The sequence below is a fragment of the Caproiciproducens galactitolivorans genome (assembly GCF_004768785.1).
In the GTDB taxonomy this organism is placed as follows: Bacteria; Bacillota; Clostridia; order Oscillospirales; family Acutalibacteraceae; genus Caproiciproducens; species Caproiciproducens galactitolivorans.
Genome location: NZ_SRMQ01000018.1, coordinates 1 through 25,508, shown reverse-complemented (window position 1 = coordinate 25,508; position 25,508 = coordinate 1). Strand labels below are relative to the sequence as shown.

Annotated in this window: 40 protein-coding genes; all 40 read right to left on the bottom strand. The window is 46.7% G+C overall.

The genetic code is table 11. The features are described from left to right. Window positions 1–192: 192 nt before the first annotated feature. Window positions 193–327, bottom strand: coding sequence for a hypothetical protein (locus CAGA_RS12940; RefSeq protein WP_279222014.1), 135 nt, complete (start codon window positions 325–327; stop codon window positions 193–195). Next, window positions 327–698 carry a hypothetical protein gene (locus CAGA_RS12150; protein ID WP_135661155.1) on the bottom strand — a complete coding sequence of 124 codons (372 nt, stop codon included), beginning with the start codon at window positions 696–698 and terminating at the stop codon, window positions 327–329. Before CAGA_RS12150 ends, CAGA_RS12940 begins: the two co-directional genes overlap by 1 nt. A 12-nt stretch (window positions 699–710) precedes the next feature. Beyond that, the gene (locus CAGA_RS12145; RefSeq protein WP_135661154.1) at window positions 711–1,241 is read right to left on the bottom strand and encodes a hypothetical protein; all 531 of its coding nucleotides are present in this window, start codon (window positions 1,239–1,241) and stop codon (window positions 711–713) included. Next, window positions 1,238–1,780 (bottom strand): pyocin knob domain-containing protein, encoded by a 543-nt coding sequence (locus CAGA_RS12140; protein WP_135661153.1) that lies wholly within the window; start codon window positions 1,778–1,780, stop codon window positions 1,238–1,240. The genes CAGA_RS12145 and CAGA_RS12140 overlap by 4 nt, the downstream gene beginning before the upstream one ends. Next, window positions 1,780–2,331, bottom strand: a complete 552-nt coding sequence (locus CAGA_RS12135; RefSeq protein ID WP_207669586.1) for a YmfQ family protein — start codon at window positions 2,329–2,331, stop codon at window positions 1,780–1,782. Before CAGA_RS12135 ends, CAGA_RS12140 begins: the two co-directional genes overlap by 1 nt. Beyond that, on the bottom strand, window positions 2,331–3,374 hold the full coding sequence (locus tag CAGA_RS12130) for a baseplate J/gp47 family protein (protein WP_135661151.1): 1,044 nt from the start codon (window positions 3,372–3,374) through the stop codon (window positions 2,331–2,333). Before CAGA_RS12130 ends, CAGA_RS12135 begins: the two co-directional genes overlap by 1 nt. Continuing rightward, a complete protein-coding gene (locus CAGA_RS12125) occupies window positions 3,367–3,801 on the bottom strand; it encodes a DUF2634 domain-containing protein (protein WP_135661150.1) in 435 nt (144 codons plus the stop codon). Before CAGA_RS12125 ends, CAGA_RS12130 begins: the two co-directional genes overlap by 8 nt. Further along, complete coding sequence (locus CAGA_RS12120; RefSeq protein WP_135661149.1) at window positions 3,798–4,055, bottom strand: hypothetical protein; 258 nt, start codon at window positions 4,053–4,055, stop codon at window positions 3,798–3,800. Before CAGA_RS12120 ends, CAGA_RS12125 begins: the two co-directional genes overlap by 4 nt. A gap of 5 nt (window positions 4,056–4,060) precedes the next feature. Beyond that, window positions 4,061–5,140: an XkdQ/YqbQ family protein gene (locus CAGA_RS12115; RefSeq protein ID WP_243113039.1), complete on the bottom strand. Its 1,080-nt coding sequence runs from the start codon at window positions 5,138–5,140 to the stop codon at window positions 4,061–4,063. A gap of 18 nt (window positions 5,141–5,158) precedes the next feature. Beyond that, window positions 5,159–5,809, bottom strand: a complete 651-nt coding sequence (locus CAGA_RS12110) for a LysM peptidoglycan-binding domain-containing protein (protein WP_135661148.1) — start codon at window positions 5,807–5,809, stop codon at window positions 5,159–5,161. Between the two features lie 76 nt (window positions 5,810–5,885). Then, a complete protein-coding gene (locus tag CAGA_RS12105; RefSeq protein ID WP_135661147.1) occupies window positions 5,886–6,695 on the bottom strand; it encodes a hypothetical protein in 810 nt (269 codons plus the stop codon). 57 nt (window positions 6,696–6,752) lie between these two features. After that, a complete protein-coding gene (locus CAGA_RS12100; protein WP_135661146.1) occupies window positions 6,753–8,855 on the bottom strand; it encodes a tape measure protein in 2,103 nt (700 codons plus the stop codon). A gap of 141 nt (window positions 8,856–8,996) precedes the next feature. Beyond that, a complete protein-coding gene (locus tag CAGA_RS12095) occupies window positions 8,997–9,368 on the bottom strand; it encodes a phage tail assembly chaperone (protein WP_135661145.1) in 372 nt (123 codons plus the stop codon). Between the two features lies 1 nt (window position 9,369). Next, window positions 9,370–9,801: a phage tail tube protein gene (locus tag CAGA_RS12090; protein ID WP_135661144.1), complete on the bottom strand. Its 432-nt coding sequence runs from the start codon at window positions 9,799–9,801 to the stop codon at window positions 9,370–9,372. Between the two features lie 12 nt (window positions 9,802–9,813). Then, entirely contained in the window at window positions 9,814–10,884 is a 1,071-nt protein-coding gene (locus CAGA_RS12085; protein ID WP_135661143.1) for a phage tail sheath subtilisin-like domain-containing protein, read from the bottom strand. Between the two features lie 2 nt (window positions 10,885–10,886). Continuing rightward, window positions 10,887–11,336, bottom strand: coding sequence for a DUF6838 family protein (locus tag CAGA_RS12080; RefSeq protein WP_243113038.1), 450 nt, complete (start codon window positions 11,334–11,336; stop codon window positions 10,887–10,889). A 2-nt stretch (window positions 11,337–11,338) separates the two neighbouring features. After that, on the bottom strand, window positions 11,339–11,824 hold the full coding sequence (locus CAGA_RS12075) for a hypothetical protein (RefSeq protein WP_135661142.1): 486 nt from the start codon (window positions 11,822–11,824) through the stop codon (window positions 11,339–11,341). Window positions 11,825–11,826: 2 nt separating this feature from the next. Then, complete coding sequence (locus tag CAGA_RS12070) at window positions 11,827–12,414, bottom strand: hypothetical protein (protein WP_135661141.1); 588 nt, start codon at window positions 12,412–12,414, stop codon at window positions 11,827–11,829. Then, window positions 12,411–12,713: a head-tail connector protein gene (locus tag CAGA_RS12065; protein ID WP_135661140.1), complete on the bottom strand. Its 303-nt coding sequence runs from the start codon at window positions 12,711–12,713 to the stop codon at window positions 12,411–12,413. The genes CAGA_RS12070 and CAGA_RS12065 overlap by 4 nt, the downstream gene beginning before the upstream one ends. 31 nt (window positions 12,714–12,744) lie before the next feature. Continuing rightward, the gene (locus CAGA_RS12060; protein ID WP_135661139.1) at window positions 12,745–13,920 is read right to left on the bottom strand and encodes a phage major capsid protein; all 1,176 of its coding nucleotides are present in this window, start codon (window positions 13,918–13,920) and stop codon (window positions 12,745–12,747) included. Between the two features lie 32 nt (window positions 13,921–13,952). Further along, the gene (locus CAGA_RS12055) at window positions 13,953–14,657 is read right to left on the bottom strand and encodes a head maturation protease, ClpP-related (RefSeq protein WP_135661138.1); all 705 of its coding nucleotides are present in this window, start codon (window positions 14,655–14,657) and stop codon (window positions 13,953–13,955) included. After that, window positions 14,647–15,915, bottom strand: a complete 1,269-nt coding sequence (locus CAGA_RS12050; protein WP_135661137.1) for a phage portal protein — start codon at window positions 15,913–15,915, stop codon at window positions 14,647–14,649. The genes CAGA_RS12055 and CAGA_RS12050 overlap by 11 nt, the downstream gene beginning before the upstream one ends. A 6-nt stretch (window positions 15,916–15,921) precedes the next feature. Beyond that, entirely contained in the window at window positions 15,922–16,104 is a 183-nt protein-coding gene (locus CAGA_RS12045; protein WP_135661136.1) for a hypothetical protein, read from the bottom strand. After that, entirely contained in the window at window positions 16,101–17,837 is a 1,737-nt protein-coding gene (locus tag CAGA_RS12040) for a terminase large subunit (protein ID WP_135661135.1), read from the bottom strand. Before CAGA_RS12040 ends, CAGA_RS12045 begins: the two co-directional genes overlap by 4 nt. Next, window positions 17,830–18,417: a P27 family phage terminase small subunit gene (locus CAGA_RS12035; RefSeq protein ID WP_135661134.1), complete on the bottom strand. Its 588-nt coding sequence runs from the start codon at window positions 18,415–18,417 to the stop codon at window positions 17,830–17,832. Before CAGA_RS12035 ends, CAGA_RS12040 begins: the two co-directional genes overlap by 8 nt. A gap of 132 nt (window positions 18,418–18,549) precedes the next feature. Then, window positions 18,550–18,993 (bottom strand): HNH endonuclease, encoded by a 444-nt coding sequence (locus CAGA_RS12030; RefSeq protein ID WP_135661133.1) that lies wholly within the window; start codon window positions 18,991–18,993, stop codon window positions 18,550–18,552. Window positions 18,994–19,309: 316 nt separating this feature from the next. Next, window positions 19,310–19,738: a hypothetical protein gene (locus CAGA_RS12025; RefSeq protein WP_135661132.1), complete on the bottom strand. Its 429-nt coding sequence runs from the start codon at window positions 19,736–19,738 to the stop codon at window positions 19,310–19,312. A gap of 285 nt (window positions 19,739–20,023) precedes the next feature. Beyond that, window positions 20,024–20,374 carry a hypothetical protein gene (locus tag CAGA_RS12020; protein WP_135661131.1) on the bottom strand — a complete coding sequence of 117 codons (351 nt, stop codon included), beginning with the start codon at window positions 20,372–20,374 and terminating at the stop codon, window positions 20,024–20,026. 87 nt (window positions 20,375–20,461) lie between these two features. Continuing rightward, window positions 20,462–20,701, bottom strand: coding sequence for a hypothetical protein (locus CAGA_RS12015; protein ID WP_135661130.1), 240 nt, complete (start codon window positions 20,699–20,701; stop codon window positions 20,462–20,464). Beyond that, window positions 20,701–20,886, bottom strand: a complete 186-nt coding sequence (locus CAGA_RS12010; RefSeq protein WP_135661129.1) for a hypothetical protein — start codon at window positions 20,884–20,886, stop codon at window positions 20,701–20,703. Before CAGA_RS12010 ends, CAGA_RS12015 begins: the two co-directional genes overlap by 1 nt. Next, the gene (locus CAGA_RS12005; RefSeq protein ID WP_135661128.1) at window positions 20,883–21,182 is read right to left on the bottom strand and encodes a hypothetical protein; all 300 of its coding nucleotides are present in this window, start codon (window positions 21,180–21,182) and stop codon (window positions 20,883–20,885) included. Before CAGA_RS12005 ends, CAGA_RS12010 begins: the two co-directional genes overlap by 4 nt. Beyond that, the gene (locus tag CAGA_RS12000) at window positions 21,182–21,745 is read right to left on the bottom strand and encodes an HNH endonuclease signature motif containing protein (RefSeq protein WP_135661127.1); all 564 of its coding nucleotides are present in this window, start codon (window positions 21,743–21,745) and stop codon (window positions 21,182–21,184) included. Before CAGA_RS12000 ends, CAGA_RS12005 begins: the two co-directional genes overlap by 1 nt. Continuing rightward, entirely contained in the window at window positions 21,729–21,968 is a 240-nt protein-coding gene (locus CAGA_RS11995) for a hypothetical protein (RefSeq protein ID WP_135661126.1), read from the bottom strand. The genes CAGA_RS12000 and CAGA_RS11995 overlap by 17 nt, the downstream gene beginning before the upstream one ends. A gap of 80 nt (window positions 21,969–22,048) precedes the next feature. Beyond that, complete coding sequence (locus CAGA_RS11990; RefSeq protein ID WP_135661125.1) at window positions 22,049–22,237, bottom strand: hypothetical protein; 189 nt, start codon at window positions 22,235–22,237, stop codon at window positions 22,049–22,051. After that, window positions 22,234–22,614: a RusA family crossover junction endodeoxyribonuclease gene (locus CAGA_RS11985; RefSeq protein WP_135661124.1), complete on the bottom strand. Its 381-nt coding sequence runs from the start codon at window positions 22,612–22,614 to the stop codon at window positions 22,234–22,236. The genes CAGA_RS11990 and CAGA_RS11985 overlap by 4 nt, the downstream gene beginning before the upstream one ends. Then, entirely contained in the window at window positions 22,611–23,414 is an 804-nt protein-coding gene (locus CAGA_RS11980) for an ATP-binding protein (RefSeq protein WP_167875237.1), read from the bottom strand. The genes CAGA_RS11985 and CAGA_RS11980 overlap by 4 nt, the downstream gene beginning before the upstream one ends. Further along, a complete protein-coding gene (locus CAGA_RS11975) occupies window positions 23,356–24,288 on the bottom strand; it encodes a hypothetical protein (protein WP_135661120.1) in 933 nt (310 codons plus the stop codon). The genes CAGA_RS11980 and CAGA_RS11975 overlap by 59 nt, the downstream gene beginning before the upstream one ends. 43 nt (window positions 24,289–24,331) lie before the next feature. Further along, window positions 24,332–24,751: a single-stranded DNA-binding protein gene (locus CAGA_RS11970; RefSeq protein WP_135661118.1), complete on the bottom strand. Its 420-nt coding sequence runs from the start codon at window positions 24,749–24,751 to the stop codon at window positions 24,332–24,334. Then, on the bottom strand, window positions 24,751–25,320 hold the full coding sequence (locus tag CAGA_RS11965; protein ID WP_135661116.1) for a beta clamp domain-containing protein: 570 nt from the start codon (window positions 25,318–25,320) through the stop codon (window positions 24,751–24,753). The genes CAGA_RS11970 and CAGA_RS11965 overlap by 1 nt, the downstream gene beginning before the upstream one ends. Window positions 25,321–25,323: 3 nt before the next feature. Continuing rightward, a partial coding sequence (locus CAGA_RS13020; RefSeq protein WP_413814398.1) for a putative HNHc nuclease occupies window positions 25,324–25,508 on the bottom strand: 185 nt, incomplete at its 5' end.

Here is a 25,508-nt window from a genome sequence, read left to right as displayed (position 1 = left end):
CGGATAACGGGCGGCGCATTGCTCAAGCAGGCTTTTCGTACAGACTTGTCCGATTGTGCCGTAAACGTATCCGGTTCCGGCGGCAAGCGCCTGTTCACAAAAGGCCACAAGTCCCGTATTTGTTTTCTCCATTCTCAATACCTCCTAAAAATTGAGCAGGAAGCTGTGCGCCTCCTGCTCTGTCATTCTGTTTTATTTCTCGCTGATCAGCACCTGATGTACCATTTCCTGTAAATTGGATAACTTCGGCACCTTATCCTCGGTGTAGGTACCGGCCTTAATCAGTCGCACCCACACGGCGACAAGTCCGCTTTTCGTCGTAAACATTATTTAGTCCCTCCCGCAATTAACATAGACATTTCCGCGATTGCGCCCGCCTGCGCCGCTACCTCAATCTCCAAATCGGTCTGCTTGCAAAGCGTAAAGGACAATACATTATTATCCAAAGTAACGCCGTTTGCCAATACGGTGTAATTGCTGTAACTGCCAGCCGTTACGCCATCGTTGACAATATCCCACGTGGAGGTTTTTGCGCTGTCGCTGACAATGGCATTTACGCCCTCTGCAGTCAGATTATCCGCTTGAATTTGGACAAGATACCCTGTGCGCATTTGCCCGTCTGCAAAGGCTGTAGTCTGCGTCGGTGCAGAAGCAAGCGGCAATTCCGTACCGTCTGCAAGTTTTAATATAGATGACATTTTACATACCTCCTAAATTTCAATTTCTCCAGATTCACCAAGGTATATTTCAGTTCCATTCATTATTAAATATAAACCTCTCTCTCCCCTAGTAGTTTCCGAATCCATAAATCCTCCTTCTACCGAAATTGACAAAATAAAATCACTTGTACTTAAAACCTGCCCAAATTCATCAGCCTGATTAAATGATGTCCGTATGCTTACTCCGTCTTTGCTGTTATTTCGATACGTATAACTTAAAAACGCATTAGCAAATCTACCCCATGCTTTAACATATATTTTCCGGCCTATCTCATTCTCCACAGAAAAATATGCTTCAATTCCGTCCGTTGGCTTAATCGGAAGTGGCTCGGCAAAAGTCCATGTATATCCATAATCGTTATGCGCCGTTCTCGTATAGGCTATCGCGCTTTTATAAAATCGCTTTGCCACCCCGCCTACGATTACATACCCATCATAGATTTTCTTTTCTGCGCCGCCAATAATAACCGAAGGTTTAGTTTCTTTTGTCGCCCCGCCGACAATGACAGGAATACCGCTCATGGCGCGTACCTCAAAACGACTGTTCCTTCAGCAAGTCCGGTGGGGATAGGATCTGTATTCGGAATAATTATTTGGCTTACATTTACTTTTGACCACGCGAGCCACGTACCGGATTCTTTTACACGTACCGCCATCCCCGACAAATGAAACCCGTATGCAATTTGGATGATAAAAGATTGGTCATGCGATATTTGGATGATTTCGCCGTCGCCAGTTGTATTAGCTGGAATTTCAAGGTGGCCGCCATAGTAATATATCCCGTCCGGCATGTTATCTGGGTCTATCATAACAGACGGATTATATGGTAACGCCCCCGTCTGTTTAGCAGTCGGCATTGGAAAATCCAACACCCCGTCGTTTTTAGGAACGGCTTCGCCGCCGAAGGTGGCGCCTTGGATGGCGGAAGAAGCTTTGCCGTCTATTTCTTTTAATTTTTGATCTATGATCGCGTTGTCCTCTACAAAATCAGTCCGCTTTGGATATTCATTCCCTTGCCATTGGTTCAGGCCGTAATTTGGTGTTTTGTTCGCACTTGGCATTATGTATCCTCCTTATATGTTTCAAATGCATCCCATGTAAGGCCTAAGGCGTCCCATTCATCCCACGTATGGCTATACGCTTCTACCTTATCCCATGTGATGAAAGTATAAATAAACGAGTAGGCAAGGTGCGCCGGTTTGATTTCCTCAATAGCCGCTATCAGGTCATCCATGTTCGGCGGGATTCCAAGCGTACCGATGAATTTAACGTCAAACGAATACAGCGCAGGATGTTCGATGATTTCGACAATACCGTTTGAAAAACTCTCCGCTACGTTTTGAATCATAAGCTTTGTAGTAACACCCTGCGATCGCAGCTTGCTTTCAATCCGGCTTCGGCGGAAGCTAAACGGCTTTGAAACGTCGGTTGCCAATCCCAGTACCTTTTCCCACAAATCAAGGCCCCACGTGGCCGTCTGGACGTTCAGTTGCAACAGCAGGTCATCCTTTGCGTCCATCAGTTTTTGCACCTGCGCATTCAGCGCGGCTTGAATTTGAACGTCCGGCTCGCTCCCTTTGTAATTTGGCGGAAGCAGATCAATCAACGCCATCAGTTAACCACCACCGTTCCGAGCACGGGTACTTGATTTGCAGCTATCGTGATATTCTCTGCGCCTCCGTTTACTGTCAGACTGGAGAAGTCCGTCACCCCGTCAACTCCCATTAAAATATAGATGATCTGGTTGATCAGCACCTGATACTTTACAAACGCAATGCTTTTCAGGTAAGTATCCAGCTTCGCTGAAAAGTCTTTCTGCACCTGCGCCGCCGTCGTGCTGGTATCCGTCGTTACGGTAACGGATACGTCAATGTTCAATGCAGAAGCGCTTTCCACTATGACAAGCGGACCGATGGGGCGTTGTTCTTCAATGTGTGCGGCGCATGCGGAAACAACCTCTGCGGAAACCGGCTGCTTTTCCGGCCCTACAATCATAACTCCCACAGTACCAGGTCCGTTTGCTAACGGCGTAACCTTAACCGCGCCCACACCGTTTACTTCCAGCGCCCATTGTTCGTAGTGGTGCGTATTCCCGCTGGTCACCGGTTTTTGCAGGTAATTATAGTACCGGGTAACAAGGCTTTTATCGCTCTCCGGGTCAGTTCCCCCAGTCGCGGCCTCCACGTTCGTGACCGACGTTAATCCGCTGATACTGTTGTACTGGTTTACAATACTTCCCGCAGGGACGTTATAGGCTTCTCCAACCTCTGCTGCGGCGGCCGTTGCAGTTGCGCTTCCTTCTGTAATTGTAACGTCGTCCGAGGTAATGTATTCTAACCCATCGGGCGTTAAAAACACCGTCCCGGCCGGGATAGCGGTACCGTCCGACCCGGTGAACGTCAGCTTCGCGTGTGCCTTTGTTCCCGGCTTCCGCGTGATTCCGTGTTCTCCCGCCCGCTTATCGATGTATTCCCCGGACGTTTCGTCCACATAGGCAATCGGAAGCAGGGCGTTCATGCCCTGATACACTTTCCAAATTTGCAGCGCAACCGGGCTGATCAGATTATTGGTATAGCTGCCTTCGCGCGTGTCTACTGTGGTGATATTCGAGAGGATCTCTTCTTTTATGCTTTCCGGCGTAATTTCTTCATACATTGATATTCACATCCCCATTTAAGTCAATCTCCCCGTACACGGTAACCAGCGTACAGGCAATGGTAAGTATTCCGTCCGCAAAGGAAACCGAGGTGTTTTGAACATCGGTGATGTACGGATTAATTAACAGGCATTCCCGCACGTACCGGATTCCCTCCGCCTGCTTTAACTCGTCGGAATAATTCTGGCCGATTAAGGATTCCGCCTCGTTCCCATATGCCCATGTATAAATTTCATACCGGAAGCGCGGCGTATGCAGGGCATTCCACGCCCAGACATATACGGCTTCTTTCCCTTCCAGCATGACGGGATTCCCGTTTTTCCAGATCGGCGCGTTCTTTTCATAGTCCCAGGCTACCTCGCGGTAGAACGGTAATTCTGTATCCACGTCCGCCGCCTGCGGCTGTATGATCGGAAACAGGCTCATACTCCCACCACCTTGCAAAGAATAATGAAATGCTGGTCACCGTCCAAAGTAACCAGCAATACGGAATCCCCTGATTCCAATTCCCCCAATGCCGCGTTTTTGAATAGTGCGCCTTCATCCTGAACCGTACTGCTCACATCGATTTTCAGCGGATTCGGGCTGATGACCGTCCCCAGCCGGAAGAGCGTGGGGATCTGCCTATCCGCCTGATTCCGGACAAGCTGTACTATTTTCACATACGGATTATCTTCCAACTAAATCACCCCGGAGGATTAATATACTGCCAAGTTTCCCCGGAAGTCGTTTTCTTCTTGTTTTTCTTTGATTTTGAAGCCGTTTTCTTTCCGGTTTTATTTGGCAATGAACCCACGTCTTTCTCGTCCATTATGTTTTTAAAATTGACTACCAGCTTATTCAGATACAGACCGTTTTTCCAAGTGTGAACGTCGGAATCAATAAAAAACAGGCCGTAAAGGCCTGTGTACGGTTCGCGGACAACCACCGTCCCGCCGGTGACGTTCGCGATATTCCCAAGGTTATTTAACGTGATTTTTTGTTCCACCCCGTTATCATTCAGCAGTTTCTGCGCCTGCGCGGTCACGTCCTCTTTATCCGATTGTTTCAGGTAATCCTGCATTACGCCGTACAGTTTGATTGCCTCCGCGTTCTTCATGGTTTTAATCAGCTTGTCTTCCTTGTTGTAAATAACAACCTGATTCACCATATTTTCAATGCTTTCGGATACGGTCGCGTCCATCAGGTTTGACCCGCCCTCAATCACCAGCGTATTCTCATTGGCCTTTTTCTCCACAACGCAGAGCTGTTTCCCTCGGAACACCAAGTGGTATTTTTTCTTTGTCTGTGCGGAAGCCAAAGTGTAGGCTGTCTGGACAATATCGTACAGGCTGCACCCCAAAAAATTGCGGCTCAGTTTAAAACCGGTGGAAACGATTTCGCCCGCGGATATCCCGAAGTCCGTACAAATGCGGCGTGTGATTGCTTCCGGCGTTACGTTCGTAAATTTGTAGGACGCTTTGCTTTTTAAATAGAATCCGCGGTCGAAGCACCCGATATCAATAATGCTGCTCTCCGTTCCCTTCTGGCGGGTAAAGACATATCCTTCAAACAGGGTAGTGTTTCCTTCCATCAGCGTAACCGCGTTCCCGAGTTCGCATTTGACCGTCGGAATGCTTTTATCCGTAGCAGAAGAAAGCAGGCCGAAATCAAGGCTGCGGGCACGCTGCTGATAATCCCCGGACCATGTGATCGTAGGCGCCAGCTCTGTTATATCCATGGTGCCGCTTGAATTTGTAAGCAATAGCTTTGGTATTTGTATCACCCCCAAAACCGTCCGAAATTAAAGCTGCGCGGCAGGCGGCAGCTTAATAATCTGCCCGATGCGAATTAGGTTCGGGTTTTTAATCCCGTTGTACTTTGCAAGCTTGGCGTAAAGGCTGGAATCGCCGTAATATTTCCGGCAAATTGCGCTGAGCGTGTCGCCTTTCACGACTTTGCAACTGCTTGTCTTGCTCTGTGTTGCGCCCGCGCTGTAACTCCGGCTCAAATTCCCGCTTTTTGTGGTTGTTCCGGACTGCACCGCTGTCAGGATTCTTTTTTCACGAAACGTCAGCGTAGCGTACACATCGTTTGAGCCATCCCGCTCTCCGTAATCGATGGATTCCATTATAACCGGTATATTAATTGGCGTTCCGGAAACCACGAATCGCAGCAGCGGATGATAGTCGCAATAATTCAGGAAGATCTTTACATAGTCATATGGAGATATCATATTGGTAAAATTGCAAAACGGGTATGCCCGCGCCGGGAACATACAATCGATTTTAATCGTCGCCAGCGTAGGGTATCCGGCAATATTCACGTCACCGACGGTATGGATATTAATAGTTTCCACTTTTATCCCATGGCTGATCTGGAATTTCTCCGGCGTGACCGGAAGTGCCATTTCGCTGTTCAGTTCCGTGTTTTTTATAATAATCCGGCGAAGCATACAACCCCCCCTTCAAAAAAATGGCATAAAGAAAGCGGCCGCCGTTTGGCAGTCGCCTCTTAATCATATTCTGTTTTTATTTCGATTTTTTGAACAATATCTTCCCAGCTTCATCTTTTACGATAACTCCATTCATTAGAATTCCGTCAACTCCATCTCCTGATGCGGTATTCCCGAATACAGCATTTCCGATATGATTCACAACTTCTTCTTTGTTGGATGACGTAATCGCAATTACATAGTAATTATCATTGTTTTTATATACTGTTAGTTTTTTGATATATGGATACCAACTTGTTGTAAAGGCCTTATTTCCACATCCTCCAAAATTTTCATACATTTTTTGGGTGAGAACTTTGCTCATTTTTTCGTCTTCTTTTCCGTTGCTTCCAACAGTATCTTCTGTAAATGAGTAATCAGAAATGTCATAAATAAAATTAAAATCTCTATCGGGAATTATATATATTTCTCCCCGCCCATTATTCCCTGGCTTTAACTCTTTTACGGGGAATATATCGCTTCCCAACGATTGGTCATCGCTCCAAAACGTTACCGCAACGTCGCCATTGAAAATTTTATCTCCTTTATTTTCTATAATTACGATCATTCTCTGCTTGCCAGCATCATTGTAAAGAGAATCAGCCCGATAAGTTACTGAAATATTTTTTAATTGTTCTTTATCCTTTTCTGAAATTTTGGTGCTAGGCACTATTGAGTTTTCGTGGGAAGATAATTCTGTACTGTTCGATTCTGAGTTGCTTAATGTTTCTGAAGATAACGTTTCCTTTGAAGATAAAGTCAATGAGGATGTTGAGCCAGACGTATTGCATGATGTCAATGAAAGCACCAAGATAAAAGATAATAGCAAAGCAACTACTTTTTTCATAAATCCCCCTCCATACCATTATTTTCTATTATATCATAATAAAAAAATAAAGCAACGTCAAGTTATCATTTCCGCCTTTTGAATCTTTTCCACCAGCGCTCGTGCAATTTTGTCTACGTCTGCTTCCTCGCGTACAACAAAAGAATTACCGGAAATTACAACGCTCGGATTTTTTTTTGCGGACCGCGCTTCTACCGCGGTGCTAACCATTTCGCCTTCGTGAAGCAGGGCGGGGAAATTGTTATACGGAACGCGGAACAAACCGGTTGCATGTGAACTGCCGACCATCCCCACATAGCCGGAAGAGTGCGCGCTGCCCGTTCCTCCGACCATTCCGGAATAACCGGGCGATTTTATTGCATTTGATATTCCCAGCATTCCAACGATCTTATCTTTCGCCTTATAGCCTAATCCTTTTGTAAATTCCTGCTGCATGGTGTATCCTGCGTTCCAATACTCCGATTTTAGCCCAGTATCCTCCTGAATACTGGCAATCAGGCTTTTATCAGCTTCTAGCTGCAATTGATACCCTCTGGTAGCTTTATACTCATTGGCAGCGATAATTTTGGCTTCCTCTACATCCTGTGCCGCCTGAATTTCAGCTTGTTCATTTCCTTTCGCCGCTTCCATCATAGATTTTTTATAATCTTCCGCTAACTGCTTGAGGCGGCTTTTATTCTCTTCGCTGAAATTTCCGGTTATTTCGCCTGATACAACGCCCGTTAAAGCTCTTTGCTCTAAATCTTTTTGCATATTTTCAAGTCTGGCCTGGAATTTACCCTGCATAGAATAAGCTTCTTTTAACGCGCTTCCGGTTTTTCCTCCCAGCCAGTCGATTTGTGCCTGAATGCCTTTTTTGCTTTCCTCATTGTACCCTTCGCCTAAGGCCGCTTTCAGACTTTTTTGCGCGTCTTCTAAATTATTTAACAACCCGCTATATGTATGCGACTGCAATTCCATACTACCCTCGTTCGCTTTTCCCATATAATCGGCTATTGTTTTTGCAGCCTGTTCTCCCGGAATCAGTCCCTTGGATACCATCTCCTGAACCTGTTCTTTTGTTTTCCCGCTGGCTTTTGCAAGATAGTCCCATACTGGAATACCACGTTCCAACAACGGGTTTAAATATTCTAATTTTGCCTTTCCACCATTTTGCATACGCCCAAGGCTGATAGCAATATAGTTCATGTCCTCGTTGCTCATTCCCAAAGCAGAGCCGGTATCTCCTACTTTCGTGAGCAAAGGAAGAATTTCGTTCTGCTTGTAACCATAGGCAAGCAGCGTTTTGCTGATCTTAGTCAGGTCATCATATCCAAATGGGGTTTTTGCCGCAAAATTTGTTACTTGGGAAAGAAACGATTTTGCCTTGTCTTCTCCTCCAAGCAGAGTAGTAAATGACATCTGGTTTTGCTCCCGATTGGCTGTTATAGCAGACCCTTCTGTTAATTCGCTGCTTCGCGTCTGCTTTATAGTATTATAGCTTTCCTGAACCACAGATTTAAAGGCGTCGTCCTCTTTTTGAAAATTCTGAACCGCCCCGTTTACCGCGCCGATTGCGGTTCCCGCCGCCGCGCCGATTGCCGTACCAACACCCGGGCTTATCATGCTGCCTATTGCCGCCCCAGAACCGGCGCCGCTCAAAGCGCTTTCAAACAATGTCCCTGTATTGGAACCATATGCGCTGCTTACAAGCGTATTCGCCATGACGGAAACGGTATCACCAACCATTTTTGTAAGCCCCGCCTGCGCAATCGCGCTGACCGCCCCCGCAATTCCCGTGCTTTTTCCGGTACCAGCCCGGTTATCCGCCTTGCTAACCGCGTCGGTCATGTTCAGAATGTCCCTTTCCGCCTGCCGCGCATTCTTCGATACAAGGTCAAGATTCCGGCGTGCGTTTTCGTATTTTTCGGAAGCGATTTCCATTGCCATTTTGTCGGCGGCACTTCCGGTTGCCAAAAACTGCTTTTCCGCCGCCTTCAGTTCCGACTTTGCCCTGTCCGTATCAACTTTTAACGTGATCTTGTTCCGGTTCAGTTCATTCAGTTTTTCGAGTGTTCCGGTCAAATCTTTATTAAACGAGGAATTCGCATTCCGCATGGTAGTGATTGCCTGCGTAAAATTATCCTTTGCGCTGATCGCAATGCTAATATCTCTCGCCATGTTTGCTCAACTCCTCATAATATTTCTCCATAAAGGCCCTTATCACAACCTTATCGCCTTCCGGCAGATTGTAATAAGAGCCCGGCAGGATGTTCTTATCCCGGAAAAGCAGATACATCAATCCGATTTCCAGATCATCGTTTATTTTTTTTTAATTTCTTCCACCGTCGAAACGCGGTATCCGCTTAATTTTTCGACTTCGCGGGAGAGGTCTTCAATCTCTCCGGGAAGAAGCATTTTCTTCAGCAGTTCCGCCGGGGTAGGTACAGAGTATTTTGCCAAAAGTTCGGGCGATTTCAAATCGGGCGATTTCAGCCCCGCCAGAACAATAACGACCGGCATGTCTTCCACGTTGTGGGATTCTTTAATCTCTGCAACGCGGCTGTAAGTAAGAGCGCGGATGGTAAATATCACATTGCCCCCACAAAGCTTGCTGAGCCGTTTCATTTTCAGCTCCTTTTCGGGCGCGTTTGGAATTTCTGCTTTCAGAAGCAGTTCAAGCGTATTATCCATTTTATACCTCCGGAATCAGGTCAAGGAAGCTGTAATCCGTATAGGTAAACGGTGCCTCTACGGAGCCGTTTTTACCAACTTCCCAATCGGCAAGCGTCAGGTCGTCAAACGAAACGCCGGTAACGCAAACACGCTCTGCTCCGTAAGCATCCGGGTCGGCCAGCTTGGAAATGATCGTAAACCGCACGTCCTGGCCGGATTTAATCTTTTCCCCGATCAGCCGTGCCATGCGGCTGCTGCATTTGTGCAATTTCAGGCTTCCGGTCAGTTCAATATTGGTTACCTTGTTGTCAACCGCCATTTTTCCGGCGAGCTGAACCTTTTCCTTGTTGACCTTTACGGCCAGTTTACAGCCGTAGCACTCGGAAACATATTCGCCGTCAAGCCAAACTTCCCCCCAAGTGCCGGATATAATTCTTTTTGCATTATCCATATCTCTGCCCCCTTAAAACGTTATGTCAAGATTGATGTCCTCAATTGTGTCAGGAATACTGACGGTTGCTTTCAGGAAAACGTGCGAACCGGTGTCTGCCGTTTTGATTTCCTGCTCGGACAGCTTCGACGTGTCAATTCCCTTTCCCTGCAAATAGGCTTCCTGAGCCTCAAGGTCAAGTTCAACCGACGATTTTCCGGCCGTCAATACCCCGTCTGTTTCCAACTGGTCGAAATATTCCTTGATCGCTGTGATCAGCAGGCATTTATGGTCGTATGTATTGCTGTATTTCCCGATATAGTTGTCCTGCGTCAGCATACGGATATCGTCTTCAATCATATCCTTTGCTTCAATAATTTTGATTTTTTTCCATGAACCGTTTTTCTGATCCGTTGTGGTGGTAAGGCTGTTCACGCCGCGCCCTACCTTCACTTTTTCCCCGTCGTGGAAAATAACAAACTGCCCCGCATCGATCGCGGTGTCGATTTCGGACTCGGTCATCCGTTTTACATCCGCTATTTCGGGCAATTCGGCATACGTGCAGGATATTGTAATCGGCGTGCCGGCAATCAACCCCGCTATGCGTCCACAGTATCCCGACGTCGTATAGATCTTATCCCCCACCCTGATTTCGTCCGATGTAAAATTGATGACTCCTTCATTATCTGCCGCAGTATTTGGCACGATGGCTTTCGGCGTCCGCTTGTCTGCACGCTGGGCTTTCACCCATGTAACAATTTCGGCGGCCTGCGCGGTAGTGCAATCCGGCGGTCCCACTACATAATTCACTTTCTGCGTTGCGAAATACGCAAGTGCGGCAGAAAGGCCTTCCGCGTCTGCGGCCAGCACGTAAGCAATCACTTTGCTAGGCTTATTGACGTACCCTAAAAATACGTGGGAGAGGTACTCTTTGTTTGCCACGCTGAGTTCCTTCGGGATTTGCGTATCGCTGGTCATTACGTGCGCCCCGGCGGTACCCGCGGCAGAATCCAGCAGTATAACCGCCACAACCCCGCGCGAAGCACGCCGTGTCGCCGTTGCGGCCGCGTTTTTAAAACTGATATTAATGTTAGGCAGTCCCACGATTATTCCTCCTTTAAGTTCCATTCAATTTCTTTCATCAGCGGCGCCGTATCCGTTTCATCGGAGCGGTCGTCATAAAATTCCAATTGCAGATCCACATAAGAGCGGTCAAAATCCGCTCCCCCGGTGCTGGCTTGCACTTCCAGCGCCCGGTCCGCCACTTTCAAATATCCTTTTCGGAACAGGTTCAGCACGCCGTCCTGAAGGTTAACCAATACCCCGTCGTCGCTGTTTCCAAACGCGTCCACCACAGCAAAACAGGTAATGGTAAGATATACCGTTTGCTTCACCGTACGGCAGTTTACGGAGCCGAGTTCGTTTGAAATGGCCTCAATTAAATAGCTAGGGCGTTCGAAATCCTTCGGGGTTCGGTTCAGGTAAACACATTCCGCATTCAACTGGTCAACCAGAAGGTCGTTAACTGATTCCATGATTTGCCTTGTTGTAATCACCGTCAACCCTCCAGTTCCTTTGCCAGTTCGTCGACAAATTCTTCCACAATCTGAATTGCCTTGGCTTCCACATTCCGGCGCGCAGCTTCATAAAAATTCCTGCCGTCAACATACGGTACATTGATTTTTGGACGGTAGCGGTATTTTTTATTCCCTTTATGTACTGCTTTCGGCTTCCTAATTTTATGCCCCGCTTCGTTGTAGTTGGTAATCGCGCCTGGGCTATTGCTTCCGGTTGCGGATTTGGTCGGCCTTACGGCGGTATATCCGCCGCCGCTGCCGACTTTCATTTCCTGCCAGCTTTTTAATTTCTCCCCGCCGTCCTTAAATCCGGCCTGCGCAATCTGCGCGTTTACCTCTTCCTGCAACATCCGCCCGAGGCATCCATGCAATTCCCGGCGCTTTTGCGGGAATTCTTTGAGAAGCGCGTCAAGATCGGCTGTCAAGACATCCAGATCATCCGAGGCAATACTGGTATTGTTGCTCATTTTCACACATCTTTCTGAACTAAAATTTCGTACTCGTTTTTGTACTGGTCAAGCGTGTGGGCGATTTGAACATTGTACGTAACCCCTTCGATTTCCACCAAATCGGCAAGCTTCAGGGCAACTGCTTTCGGCGTAACCAGCACATACTGTATTTCGCTGACGGCCTGCGGCTTCTGCTGGGCGTATCCCATGTACTTTTCCACCAGGCACCCGGGGAAGGTAAGCAAAATTTCTTTTCGCTTCACCGGATTCTTGCGTTCATTTTTTGTGACAGTAATTCGGGTTACCGTGCAGATCTTCGGCTCGATCCTGGCTGCCGTAACCTCGTAATACATACGCTTTATTTCCACAATATCGGTTAGGAAATAAAAATCGCCCTTCCAGCGAAAAGCATTGAAAAGGGACAAATCCTGCTTTCGAACCGTGAATTTTACGGATTTTACGCCGATTCCCACTTGCGAAAACAGATTGGTTTTATTCAGCTTTTCCACTTTCCCGAACATAACGCGCTTTACATTCCAACCGCAGACAATCCCGATTTGCTGCAACTCAAGTACGCTGATCTGTTCATTCAATTCTCCTGCGTTCATATTCCCTCAGTCCCTTCCTGTGCAGCAGACGGGGTGGAATACGTCAGTTGCGCAATAAGCGATTGAAGGCCGAACGGGAGCGTGCCGGTTTCCCCAACCGCTCCCCTGTTATCGTACCAATGTGCGAACAGCATTTCGACGGCAAGGCAAAATATCGGGTTTTTCTCGTTTTCCGCCTTGTCCTTCTGTTCAATCGCGTTAATGATGTAATTTTCCGCCGCGTCGAAAATCGGACGGACAGCCTCTTTATCCTCTTCAACACGCGCGTAGGCTATCGCTTGGTCGATCAGTTCCGCCATGTTTCAGCCTCCCAAAACGGAAGCGTGCCGGTTAAAGCACGCTCGTAACATCGATCTTGCCATATACAACCGCTGCAGGGTCAATCTGCCTGAAGTCCTCACGCTCAATCATGCGGATTTCGGTACGGTTCTTTCTCCAAGCTGTGCCGCCGACATCCGTTGTCGCAATCTGGTAGCCCTGACGCTCAAACATGACCACAGCGTCAGCCAGCGAACCAACAAAGATCGGCGCGAGCTTTTTGTCAGTTCCCGTGGTTGCCAGTACGTTGTTCCCAATGACATGCACCGGCTTTCCGGCGAAGAGCTTCTGCGTGGGCTGCGTAACGTCAGCCTGCAAAAGGGGCTTTCCATTTTTATCTTCCAGCGTGTCAAGATACTGGAATCCGTCCTGATTGGTTACAATGATCGCGGACGCCGCCAACATCGGATCCAATGTTACGTTCAGCGCCTTCTTAATTGCCTTGTAGTCGGCAAATGCTGTCGGCGTAAGTGCTGTAAGAATGGAAAGGATATGCGTATTTCTGGTAACAACGGATTTCTTCCCAAACCACTGTGTCAGGTAAGCGAGAATATTCTGGTCGCTGTCGTCAAGCAAATCCTTCGGAACCGGCAGCCAGCCGCCGTAATCTTTGATTTTATAGCTTACTTTTTCGAAGGTCGGGTTATCCGTTTCCGGAATATCTTGGTCATCCGCTTCCAGTTCCTCCAGCGGCGTCATGGTTGCTACTTTTTCATATACGCGGGACCCGGAAAGGGTAGTAACCGGTGTTACGGTAATGAACGGCTCCAATTCCGAAAGCGTACGCTTATATTGGTTAATCGCCGTCTGCACATCCTGCGGAAGCAGCAGGCCTCCGTTTTCATCCGGGGTTTCGTGCAACCCTGTAACAGTACCGCCTCCTTCGCCCTCATCCAGCATCTGGCGTTCATCCGCACTCAGTTTCTGACGGCGGAAAGCCTTAAAAAATGCTTTGCGATATAGGGCTTTGCGGTCCTCCAAATCCTTTTTTTCACCTTTGGAAAGGGGAATACCGCCCAGATTGGATTCATCTTCCAGTTTTGCCAGCAAATCGGCTTTTTCGGTAAGATTTTCAGCCTCTTTTGCTTTTGCCTTGGCTTCCTTGAGTTTATCTTCGGCAACGAGATTGCGCGCTTCTGCTTTCAGGACAGAAATCTGATTACGAAGTTCCCTTTCTTCTCTTGTCATAATTATACCCCCAATAATAAATTTGACCGGCCTTAAATCAGGTCGATCATCAGTAATATTTTTTCTTTTTCCGATTGATTGCTCACCGTAGGCTTTGGTTCTTCCAGCTTCGGATTCTTTCCCGTGGCCGTTTTCTGTTCGGCCAGCATGGCGCGGGTCTTCTCGATGACAGCGTGCGAAAGCGGCAATCCATAGGCTGCGACAAGCTGTGGCGTTGCCGCGTCAGCAACTTTATCCACCAGTTTCAATTCAACAGCCTGCGCGGCGGTAATCCATGTCTCTTTATCCATCATTTTTAGGGCATCTTTTTCATCCATGCCGGATTTTGCAACGTAAGCCGCCGCGATTGCCTTATCGGCGTTTTGCAGCATATCCGATGTTGCGTCCATTGCATGGAGATTGCCCTCTGCCATAGTAGACACGCGGTGTACCATCAGCATGGCTGTCGGTGACATATCGGACGGACCGGCCATTGCAATTACAGACGCCGCGGACGCCGCAAGGCCGGTAATGTGAATATGTACGCCGCCCTTGTACCCGCGAAGCGCGGAATAGATACCCGACCCGGCAAAAATGTCCCCGCCGTAACACGTTGAAATTTCCACATCCAGCGGCTGGCCGTCCGCCTTTTCAATGGCTTCTGTGACATCTTTCGGAGATGTGGCGCTGATACCGAAATAATCATAAATAAATTTGTCGTCGTCCGGTACGATATATCCTTTAATTTCAATTGCCATTCTTTTCCCCTCCTTTCTTCTGGAATGCTATGCCTTCGGCGAGCAGCGTCGCCGGGGCAAGCGCGGCGTTCCCATACAGGATATCTCCACCATCCATCGGCGGGTCCTCTTCGAGTGCCCGGCATTCGTTCGGTGTTTTCAACATATTCTGTACAGCGTCCTTGTACATGGCATAGCGTTTTTCTATGTCGCCGCGGAGGATGACATCGGCATTGAATTTCACGTACAGGTCACTTTGCTGCTCCGACGGCAAAAATACCTTATAGGTGATTTCCTGCTCATAATTCGTCAGGATAGCCATGATCGTGTCCGTGTAAAATTCCCGGTTGCTTTCTGACACCGACGCATACGACGATTTCGTCATGTCGTTCACCTGATGGGGTTTAATTCCGAACGCTGCCGTTAACTGCTGAACCGTAAAGCGCGTATTCTCCAGAAACTGCGCGTCCGTCATCTTCAATTGCAGCGGCTGAAATTGCATTCCAAGCGGCATAACGGCAATCCGGTTTGCGTTGATAAGGCCGGTTGCCATATGTTCAAATTTTTCGCGGGTTTTCCGCCGGCCTTCTTCATCAAGGTCGCCTACATATTGAAGTACACCGGAAACCGACATCCCCCTTTTGTAACTGTTGTTCAGAAACTGTGCCGACGCATTGCTGTTCTCAATGGTATTTTTAAGCTGCTCAATCACGCTTAGGCCGACAAGGCCATTCGTCGTCAGTCCCTTAAAGTGCAGGATTTCGTCAGGGTCGATTTTATACTGATTTCCAAGATTATCGGTGTAAACATACCATACCGACTGCTCTGAGGATAGCAACCCCACATCATCAACGTAAATTTGCATTCTCCGGCTGTCAAGCGGATAAAAGCCCTGGATCCTGCCATTTTTTCTGTTAATATCCATCCATGCATAAGTATTTCCGTAAAGGTTCCGCTGCGTTTCCAGGCATGACCAGAATGTAAATGCACTCATATACGGGTTTGGCCGTACTTTCATAAGAAAAAGCAAATAATGATTTACCGGCTTTCGCTGGCCGTTCTCATCGCTTTTATAAATTTTCAGCGGCAATTTCCCAAGTGTTTCGGAAAGAATCTTCACGCAAACGTAAACCGTCGTCTCTTTCAGCGACTTTTCACCCCGTATAGATAGTTCATCCCCGGTCAGCCCGAGCCATTCACGCAGATCATTCCAGTTCTGGTCTGCCCCAGTAAGCTGCTGATTATATAACCGTCTCCGATAGGCGCTTCGAAAAAGCAAATCACATCACTCCCTTCCCGGAGGGTACACGGTAAACCAAATGCCAAGCCCAAGCAGCTCCACGCCTATTACATAAAGCCCCGCAATAAAAGACAACTGGAATGTTGCCGCCGCAGCACAGGCAAGCCCGCTTAGAATCAGCACATCCTCCATGTTGTTCAATATTATTTTGACGATTTGCTTTATCATACGCCCCACCACTTTTCATAGAATTCGTCGTCATATTTTGCGACGTTTATTTTCTCCCGGCGATCTGCCATCGCCAGCTTGTGCGCGTCAATTACAGCGTCGCACGGGTCGATCCGCTTTTCTTCCAGATTTTTATCAATTTTCATTTCCCCGAAGCTGTTATGAACCACCACCGCATTCCGGAAGCTCCATTCTAGCAAGGTGTTCCGTTTGTCCCGGATGATTTTCCCGGCGTCAACCGAATTTCGAAAATCATCCGTCGCGTCGTGTAAGTTACGTGCCGATTGCGGAATCATAACCAGATCACAGTTGAACTCTTCCAAATCGCTTAAAAACGCGTCTGCACCATGCGGGTCATACGCAATCCCTTTCAGGTGCAGATCGTACTTCTTAATAATGTCCTTGTAGTACGACAGGATGTATTTGTAATCGGTTTTGTACCCGCCAAGCGTTTCTGTTAGGGTAAGCAATTCGTTTTTTACCCACATACGGTATGGCGCTTTATCTTTTTTCTCGTGTTCTAACAGCCGCGCGGCGGGCATAAAGGAATGGCTGTCGATAAAATAGCAATCGTCTTCCAAAGGGAACTCTAAAGCCCCGCTTGTTAGGTCGCCGCCGCTGGAAAGGTCCAGGCCAAGCCAGCAGCTTCTCCCGCGCATATCTTCAAGCGTCGTATTGCTTGCAGCCTGATTCCATTTCTCGTCGTCCAGATACCGGTTTTCGCTGGCCGCTACCCACAGATTCAGGTCTTTTGTCATGAAATCGAGCAGGTCTTCCCCGCCCTTTTCGCGTGCCTGCAAAGCAGCGGCACGCAGGCTGGTCAGCGTTTCCGGGGTCCATAGCGGATGTGCTTTCGGCCAGACACTTTCATCATAGATTTTGTCACCCACAATATCGTCTTTATCCGGTTCGCAAATAAAAACGAAATGGTTCTCATCCGGGAACCCGTTCAAAATTCCAATTGCATAATCATATTCTTTTTTGCACGGGGAATTAAGGTCAAAACCGGCTGTTGTAATAATGGAAACTAAACATGATCTTAATTTTTTCGTTCCATCTGTCAGAAGCTTATACATCTGGTTGGTTTTATGCTTGTGGTATTCGTCCACGCTGGCGAAATATGGCCGGAATCCATCGATAGTATCGGTATCACGTCCCAAGGCAGCAATCGTTCCATGGGTCAAGTTACACCGAATTTCACTTTTGTAATCTTGAATCGTAAACAAACCTTTTTCATATTTGCTTCCACTCAGTTCCGAATCTGCCTCAATGAACTTATAGCATTCTTTCAATACGATTTTTGCCTGGCGTTCTTTGGTAGCTACGCAATAAATCTGCGGGTACTGATAACCCGTAAAATTCCCATAATAAAGCGCCGGAATGGCGTTCATTACTGACTTCCCATTCTGGCGCGCAATCTGAATATATGATGTGCGGTATTTCCGGTACCCGGTGTCCTTTAGCACCCATCCGTTCCAGTTTGCCATAATAAACGCCTGAAACGGATACGCGCGGAAAGGCTGTTTTTCATCCCCTTCCGCCAAAATCAGGTTTTCCGAAAAGTCAATCATGTGCTTTGCTTTCTTTTCGTCGTATACATAAGGAAATTCCGGTGTGCCTTGCCGCTTTAAATCGCGAAGATGCCGTTGGCAGGCGAGTATTTCGCTGCGCCCAACCGGCCGGTCGATCGTTTTGTTAACCACACTTTCGGCGTATTTTGTCGCCCTATCCACTTATACCACCGCCGAAGTTTTCCCATCGGCTTTGTGGCTTCTTTTCTTCCTTTTTCGGTACGTTTTTGATTTTTGCCAAAGGATTCAGGAATAGCCTGTCTTCCATCTTAATCAGCATATCCATCTTCTTATTAATGGCGGATTCAATAGACAACAAGGCGCTAACCGAAATCATATCCCGAAGCTGCTTTTTCACTTTGGTGCTGAACAATTTCCGTTCTTCGTTTTCATCATCTACGTATGTCCCTTCGAGTGCTTCGTCCAGTTCCGCCATATCGTAATGAATTTCCTTAATCCGCTGATACGATGTCAGCAAATCCTGATATTCGCTGAATGATTTACAGTATCTGGCCAACAGCCCCGAATCGCCGGAGCTGACAAAGTCAAAATCTTTATATAGTGCGGTGATTTCTTTCCATTTTTTATATGCAACAAGATCGTTTTTCACAAATTCAGGGCATTTCAATTTATGGCTTCCAAACTGTATCTCATTTTCCTTGCGGGTTCGGATTTCCTCTTTTGTCAGATGTTTTCTGCCCTCAGCCTCCAATAATTCAATCGGCTTTGCGTTTCTACCCATGTCCGTTTTCACCTCCAATTTTTATTTAGGGAGTTTTTGCGGGAAATAAGGGGGCTTGCGGTCTTCTGCCATTTGGCCAAAACTTTCTCTTATACCCCTACCCCATTCACAATGTTTTTGGTTTCAAGCGATTCAGCCGAATTCTTCCTCCCATCTTTCAATCAGTCCAAGCAACTTCCGTTGTGTTTCTTCGCGCTTACTTGTCTTATATAACTGTTCGATCATCCCATGGTTGGCATTGCTCAATGGAATAAGGTTCCCTATACTCAATCTATCGCTCCAATACTCACGTAATGGTTTGATGTGGTGAACCATTTCAGCCTTGACGATCTCATGGTCAACGAAATAAGCCCATAGGTCCAGCCCATGATACTTCGCTATGATAACCCGCTGCAACTTAACCCATTGCTGGGAATGATAGAATGCTGTCAGCTTTGCATCCCTTTTATGCCGGACGGATGAATCATACTCTGCCTGCCGCGCATTAATTAAAGCCATATGCTTTTGGCAGTAGCGCTCCGATACCGGTATCAGTTCATGACAACCAAGATAAGGGCAGATATGTTTAAGGCTCATTTTTCTTTCCTTTACAATCTAATTTTTTCACTACTGTCTTTTCTGTGTGTGTTCTCTCCGTTCTTTCAAACTCTTGTTTTGAATTCTCATAAGCGCAACATGGCAGTATGCAGAACATCACTCCGCACCGCCTGTATTCATTCCACACGCAGCGTTTACTGCATAGCATACTGTCACCTCTAAATAAGCATAAGAAAAGCCCTGGCTTTTCACAGCCAGAGCCTTGAAAAATTTTTTAAAATTGTCCGTATCTTGTATAGGTACACTTTGCACTATACTAATTGTAGCATATTGACAACGGACATATCGGACATTTTCAAAATTTTTCTAAAATTCTTGTAGCATATTTTCTTATACTATCTTCCGTAGCATTCCCGCCAATCTTAGCCGCTATAGCCTGCCACTCAAGCCCATCTATGTACCTATACCGCAGAATGGCTCGTGCTTTGCCTTCCGGAATCCGGTCAAATACTTCCTCGGCTTTGTTCTGCCAAAAATATAGGTTCCGTAATTTTTCATCGTAAATCTGTATAAGCCGCTTGCATGCCTTGGCGGTCTTAGGGGATTGTACGAACCCGGATATCGGAATCGGACGGCTTTTATATGGCTCATGCGTCGGAGAAGCCATCACGGTATCTGTTTCCATGCGCCAGCCTTTACCACACAGATCAGCGATTTCATGCTCTAACTGGCCGATTTCTATTTTGAGGTCAGCATAGTGTTCGATCAACTCTTTGGATGTCATTTTAGGCCTCCTGTTCATGTTCCTTAAGTGCTTTCTCCGCTTCGGCGCTGCCGCAGGATTCTCGATGTATGTATCGCGTAGATGTTGAATAATGTCAGGCATGTTAAATTCCTCCTATTTTCATTTGACAACCAGAGTTTGAGATTTCAACCGCACGCTTGCATATACGTAAATAGCGGCATTTTCTTAATTTTGGATCACGTTTAAGCTGATAGATATACTCTCCGCTCGCCCGGTAATACTGGCATCCGTGGCAAAATTCGTAGGAGTATGGATTCCAGTCTATCATTCCGCTTCATCCTTTCCGTCCATCAGAGCACCGCAAACAGGGCAATGCGCATATTTTAATTCGCTGCTTGTAACAAATCCGCAATTTGTGCATTTGATTCTCATGTTGTATTTGTTCATGCCATATTTGTCGTTATCTACATTAAACGGCATGTTAACCCACCTCCCATGCGCCACCCGCTTATACTCTCCTGCGGCGATTTTGTGAAGCATTGAAACGGCCTTTTCCAGAGCCGCCGCATCAGTCCGAAACACATCGTCGTTTCCGTCTTTTGAAAAGAAACTTTTGCGGTCTTGTATCAGATCTTCGAGCCTTACGATGCATTCTTGCAGAGTCATTTCAGACATTCCTATCATCCCTTTCATCCGCATCTCCGACCGCCTTGCAGCAGCACCACAAGGCGACTGTAATTACAGCGGCAATTATTACGGCAATCATTTTGAGACCTCCTGCGCTATGTTTCGGCATAGCTGTTCGTAAAAGGCCTCCAGTTCGTCTTTCTTACGCTTTGCAGCATCTCTTTCTTCGGCTAATTGCTCAATTTCCTTTTTCAGCGTGGCGATTTCAGCCGTCATCCGCTCCACTTCGGCAAGCAAGGCCTCCATATCTGATTTCATGGGAATGCGGCCCGCGTCAAGTCGTGCCCTGATCTCTGCAAGATATTTAGCGTCCATTAAAATCCCTCCATTTTTGTCTGCTGGCCCCCTGCTGAAATTTTTGCCGCGCGCCTGCATTGCGGAGCGTAACGGCATAATCTTTCTTTTGGATTTTCCTCCAGCTGGTAGATGTACTCTCCGCTTGCGCGGTAATACGGGCATCCGTGGCAAAAAGCGTATGCGTATGGATTCCAGTCCATCATTTCAACCTCCGACCACACATGGGACAATTAACAACATCGGTGTAATAGGTGCTGCCGTTATCCATTTCCAAAAACAGCCCCCATCCATCAGAGCATTTATGCAAATAAGCAATGCCGGCCTTTTCGCCGCCAAAATTGATTCCAAATACTTTTTCATTGTTGCAGTATTCGCACCCCTTGTCGCGCTCTGCCTGTTTCTGCAAAGCCTTGATTCCGGCCTGTAATGCTCCAATTTGCTCAACACTCAAATTAATCGGCATTTCTGCAATGGAGCGCAAGGCATTAACGTTATCCATCACTTTTCCTCCTTCAACGCGTAAAATAATTCGCACCATTTCAGCGCAGCTAAGGTCAATTCTGGGCTAGTGGAATACCATCCGTTTTTAGCCATCATGAAATTTATTTTTCTGGTTGTGCAGTAAAGATTTTTAAGAGTACAATTTTTGCGGTCCTTATCCAGAAATACAATCATATGGCCTTTTGGGATTTTCCCATGTGCCTGCTCCCAGACGAGTACACATTTTTTCTCCCAGTTTTCATCAAGACTTTTTGCCATTGCACTACCCTCATGGTAGTGGTCGCTAACCTTCACCCAAACATATTTGCCGTCAAAGACTTCAGTTCCAACCGGGTGCGCCGTAAAATCCTTTTTCCCAATTGAAAATACATACGGTTTATTCCGCCGGAGTCCCAGACGCTTGATACACACATCTGAAATATTGCCATGTGTCAGATGTGTGCCAAACGTCTGGTTAAAAACAGTTGCCAACTCTGGGTATGTATATCTGCTGATGTTGTCGCGCAAGAAAGCTTTTTCCTCGTCGGTGAATATATGGTCTTTTTTAGTTTTGCTTGCCATTTCCGTTTACCAACTTGATAATGTTCGCACCTTTGGCTTTACCGTCAGCAACCAGCTTGTCAGTACGGAGCACGATGTCTGCGTTGTTAATCATTTGCTTTGCCAGCGATGATATCGTCTGTGATAATTCGGTTTCCGCTTTGCGTTCCTCTATGGATAAATCCTTGCTGGTGGCGATTCTGATTCTCTCACCTAAAATTTCTTGAAGTTCAAGTAATGTCATTAAAAATCATCCTTTCTTTTCGGCTCTTGTTTTACGGCAGGAGCCGGGTTTACGCGCGCCTTTAAACCGGTACCTATGACCTAATTTTCAATCAATTTCACATTCTCAAGCGGCGCAATAACCACGCTGTTTCCGTTCGGGTCCTGCAATTCTGCCTGATAAAGCAGCCTGCCGTCCTGTTTCCGCAGTATGTACGCCGTCATCGTGTACATCACATCGCGGTATGTAACCTGGTGGCCGAGAGCGGTTTTTACATCAGCAGGCTTCATACTTTGGCCTCCGATATAATAACCTCCGTTCTCGGATGTTCTTTGTCGTACAGCACCCGGCTGCCGTCCGTCGATACCACAATCTTGCAGTTGTCATCCGATAACACGTGAGCTGCAACCAAAATGTCTTGCAATGCCTCAATGAGGTTTACAAGGTCCACGCGGCGCTGTGTCGGCATGTAAAACAGGGCGGTTAAGTTAATCGGATAATCGATATTTATGCGGTAGCGGCCTTGTATGGCTAAAAGACAAGCATTCTCATAATCGCGATATTGGTTCGATTGCGCGATAAACGGCTTTCCGGTGCTGCGGTTGCGCCTGATCTGCTGATGATTCTTTTTCGTAATTGGGGGAAATGGGATTGTAAACTTAATCATCTTAGCCTCCAATTTTTATTTTTGTCCGGCCGGAAGTAAAAGCAATAGTCTTTTGTCCGCTCGTAAATTCTGCTCCCGACAGCTTCGTCACAATCCAGCAAATCATTAATGCTGCGTTCGCTGGAAATGATCGTAATAAGTTTTGGATTGATGTACCGGTAATTTAAGATTTCAAATGCAACGTTGATATCTGCCTGTGTGGGCTTTTTCTTTTTACCATCCTCCGTGTCGCTGGTCTTAAAAAAATCGTCCACGTAAAGCACCTGAGCCGTTTTCCACACGTTTATGAGCTTTTGATACTCTTCACTGTCATTTACGTTAGCTTTTAGTTTTACTACTTCATCGCGCCATAGCATATACCGTACTGACATGCCTTGCTTTAGCAGTTCCCCGCAGATTGCCGTGCAGATATGTGTCTTGCCGCATCCGACTTGTCCGCCAGCATAAAACCACTTTCCGATATGGTCTGTGATAAAAGTACTTGCCCCCGACTTCAAGTCTTTCTGCCATTCTTCTGTATCCTGAAAATTATCAAACGTGCATCGCGATAACAGTTCTTTGATGCCACTTTTTTCGATATTCCAAACGCTCCGGCGGATTTTCATGCATTCGCATTCGCGCGAAACTATGTAATTCCCATCCACCTTAAAAACTGTTCCGCGGTTAAGACATTTGGGGCAATCGTATCCGGTTAAGTTTCCTCGAATAGAGTTCATTACGTCGCATTCATGCTGTGTCTTGTCAGTACACTTTGCCGTACTTTGGTACTTCTTCCGCACAGTCGGCGGAACCTTTGACATAATTTCCTGCATTGTTGGCAGATTGTCCGTGATGATCATCTCCTTTCAATGGGAACACCCCTTGCCAATTCTTAAAAATGGATTGATTCAAAATCGCTATTTTCGTTTTATTGTCATCAGCGTACTTGTCTAGGCTGTGGATTAGCATTGTTGCGGCTCGTTCAGTTGATAATGGCTTTTTGATTGCCTTTCTCATTTCAGCAAAATCATTCAGAGCTTTTAGCAGTTCCAGATCACCGGCGGCGTATTCGGAAAAAATTTTGCTATATATATTCTTTTTATCTTTCTTATCTTTCTTATCTTTCTTCAATTGTGGTCGGTCGTTGGTCGGTGGCTGGTCGGTCGTTGGTCGTTTCGTTGGTCGTTTTGCTTCGCCGGTTTCCGAATTTTCCAAGGATTCATGCGGGCTATCGTTGGTCGTTTTGCTGGTCGTTTCGTTGGTCGAATTTTCGCTATTTTTATTATGTTGATTCTGGAAAATATCGCCGTTCATCTCAGTATCCATCGGGGTTTCAGGCATATTGGGGTCCGTTGGTCGGTCGTTGGTCGTTTTGCTGGTCGTTTGCTGATACAATTCATAATTTTTTATAGTAATGATGCTGTATTGCGGCGTTGTTTGGTTGGTCACTTCTCCGGTCGAAATTAAGTGATTTAGCGATGTGCGAACGCTTCGTTCTGACATCCTCAATTCAGCCGCCAATTTTGAGCGTGAATACACCCTTTGACCGCGCTCGATCGTGATTCCGTGCCACTTTTTTGGCTCCCAGTTTGCCGTTAGAATTAAGTGCAGAAATACCCGCATAGTGTTTGCATCGTCATACCACTCCCAGCTAAGAAATGAGCGGTATATTCTGACATAACCTGAATCAAGCACAATTTCATCACCTCATCTGCCCGTAATGCTCATATGCACCTCCCTAGAAAGGCAGGTCCCCGTCATCCGGCATTTCCTCAAAATCGTCTGCTTCGACATCTGCGGAACCGCGCGCTGGATATGTATTATTGTTGCTTGAATCTTTCTTTGATTCAGCGAAATGCACGTGGTCGGCTACCACTTCAAACGCCTTACGCTTGTTACCGTCTTTATCCGTGTAAGAGCGTGTCTGAATGGAACCCTGCACAGCAACCAGCTGGCCCTTGCGGAAGTATTTGCAGGCAAATTCCGCAGTGGACCGCCACGTGACGATATCAATGAAATCGGCTTGCCGTTCCTTCCCTTGCTTGGCGTAAGAACGGTCAACAGCAAGGGTGAAGCTTGTCACAGAAACGCCGTTCGGGGTTTGGCGGAGTTCCGGGTCGGCAACAAGACGGCCCATAAGAACAGCAATATTGAGCATTAATTTTCCTCCTTTAAGCGCACTGGCAAAACAATTCTAAAATCACTTTTGTTTCGAGAATTGTATAGCTTTGCAGGAGATAAAGGGCCGTAGAATTCCATAACGAGCGAATCTTTCAAACAGTTCTTTGTTTGCAGTGATTTTGCCGCATCAGCTAAAAATTGCGGATTAAAGCCTATTTTGAACACTTGTGGGGTCTTTGGCATAACTTCTTTAACGTCTATAAAGCTTTCAACGCCTGCACCAAGCTTAAATGTAATTTTCTGCTCTCCAAAATTAAACATGATTTCTTTCTCGGACAACTCGCATGGAATAAATTCAGAATCGGTTTTAGGAACAGCGAACGGCTTCAAAAGAAAGCAAAACGCCTTTTCCCCGTCCGTAACGTCCACATGGGCAGTAACAGAATGCAGTCGGTAGCCGTCTAACGCATACGCTAAAAGCGAATTGTCTGTACATTCAAACTTTATGTATTCGTGAACCGGTCTGCAGTCTGTCTTCGAAACCGCAGGGCGAAGCGCACTCATGATGTATTTCAAATCCGATGTCAAAACATTAAACTTTGTCATAGCCTATCCTTTCAGCCGCCAGATGCGGCACAAATAATCATCAAGTTTGATTCCAAAAACTTTGTATTTCCTGCAAAACGTGTCTTTGCCGGTGTTATGAAATTCTGTATGATGCATCCGGCAGAAGGGCAAAACATACATGCCTTTGTGGATTATTACTTTTCGGTTTCGACCGGCGCCGACTGCGT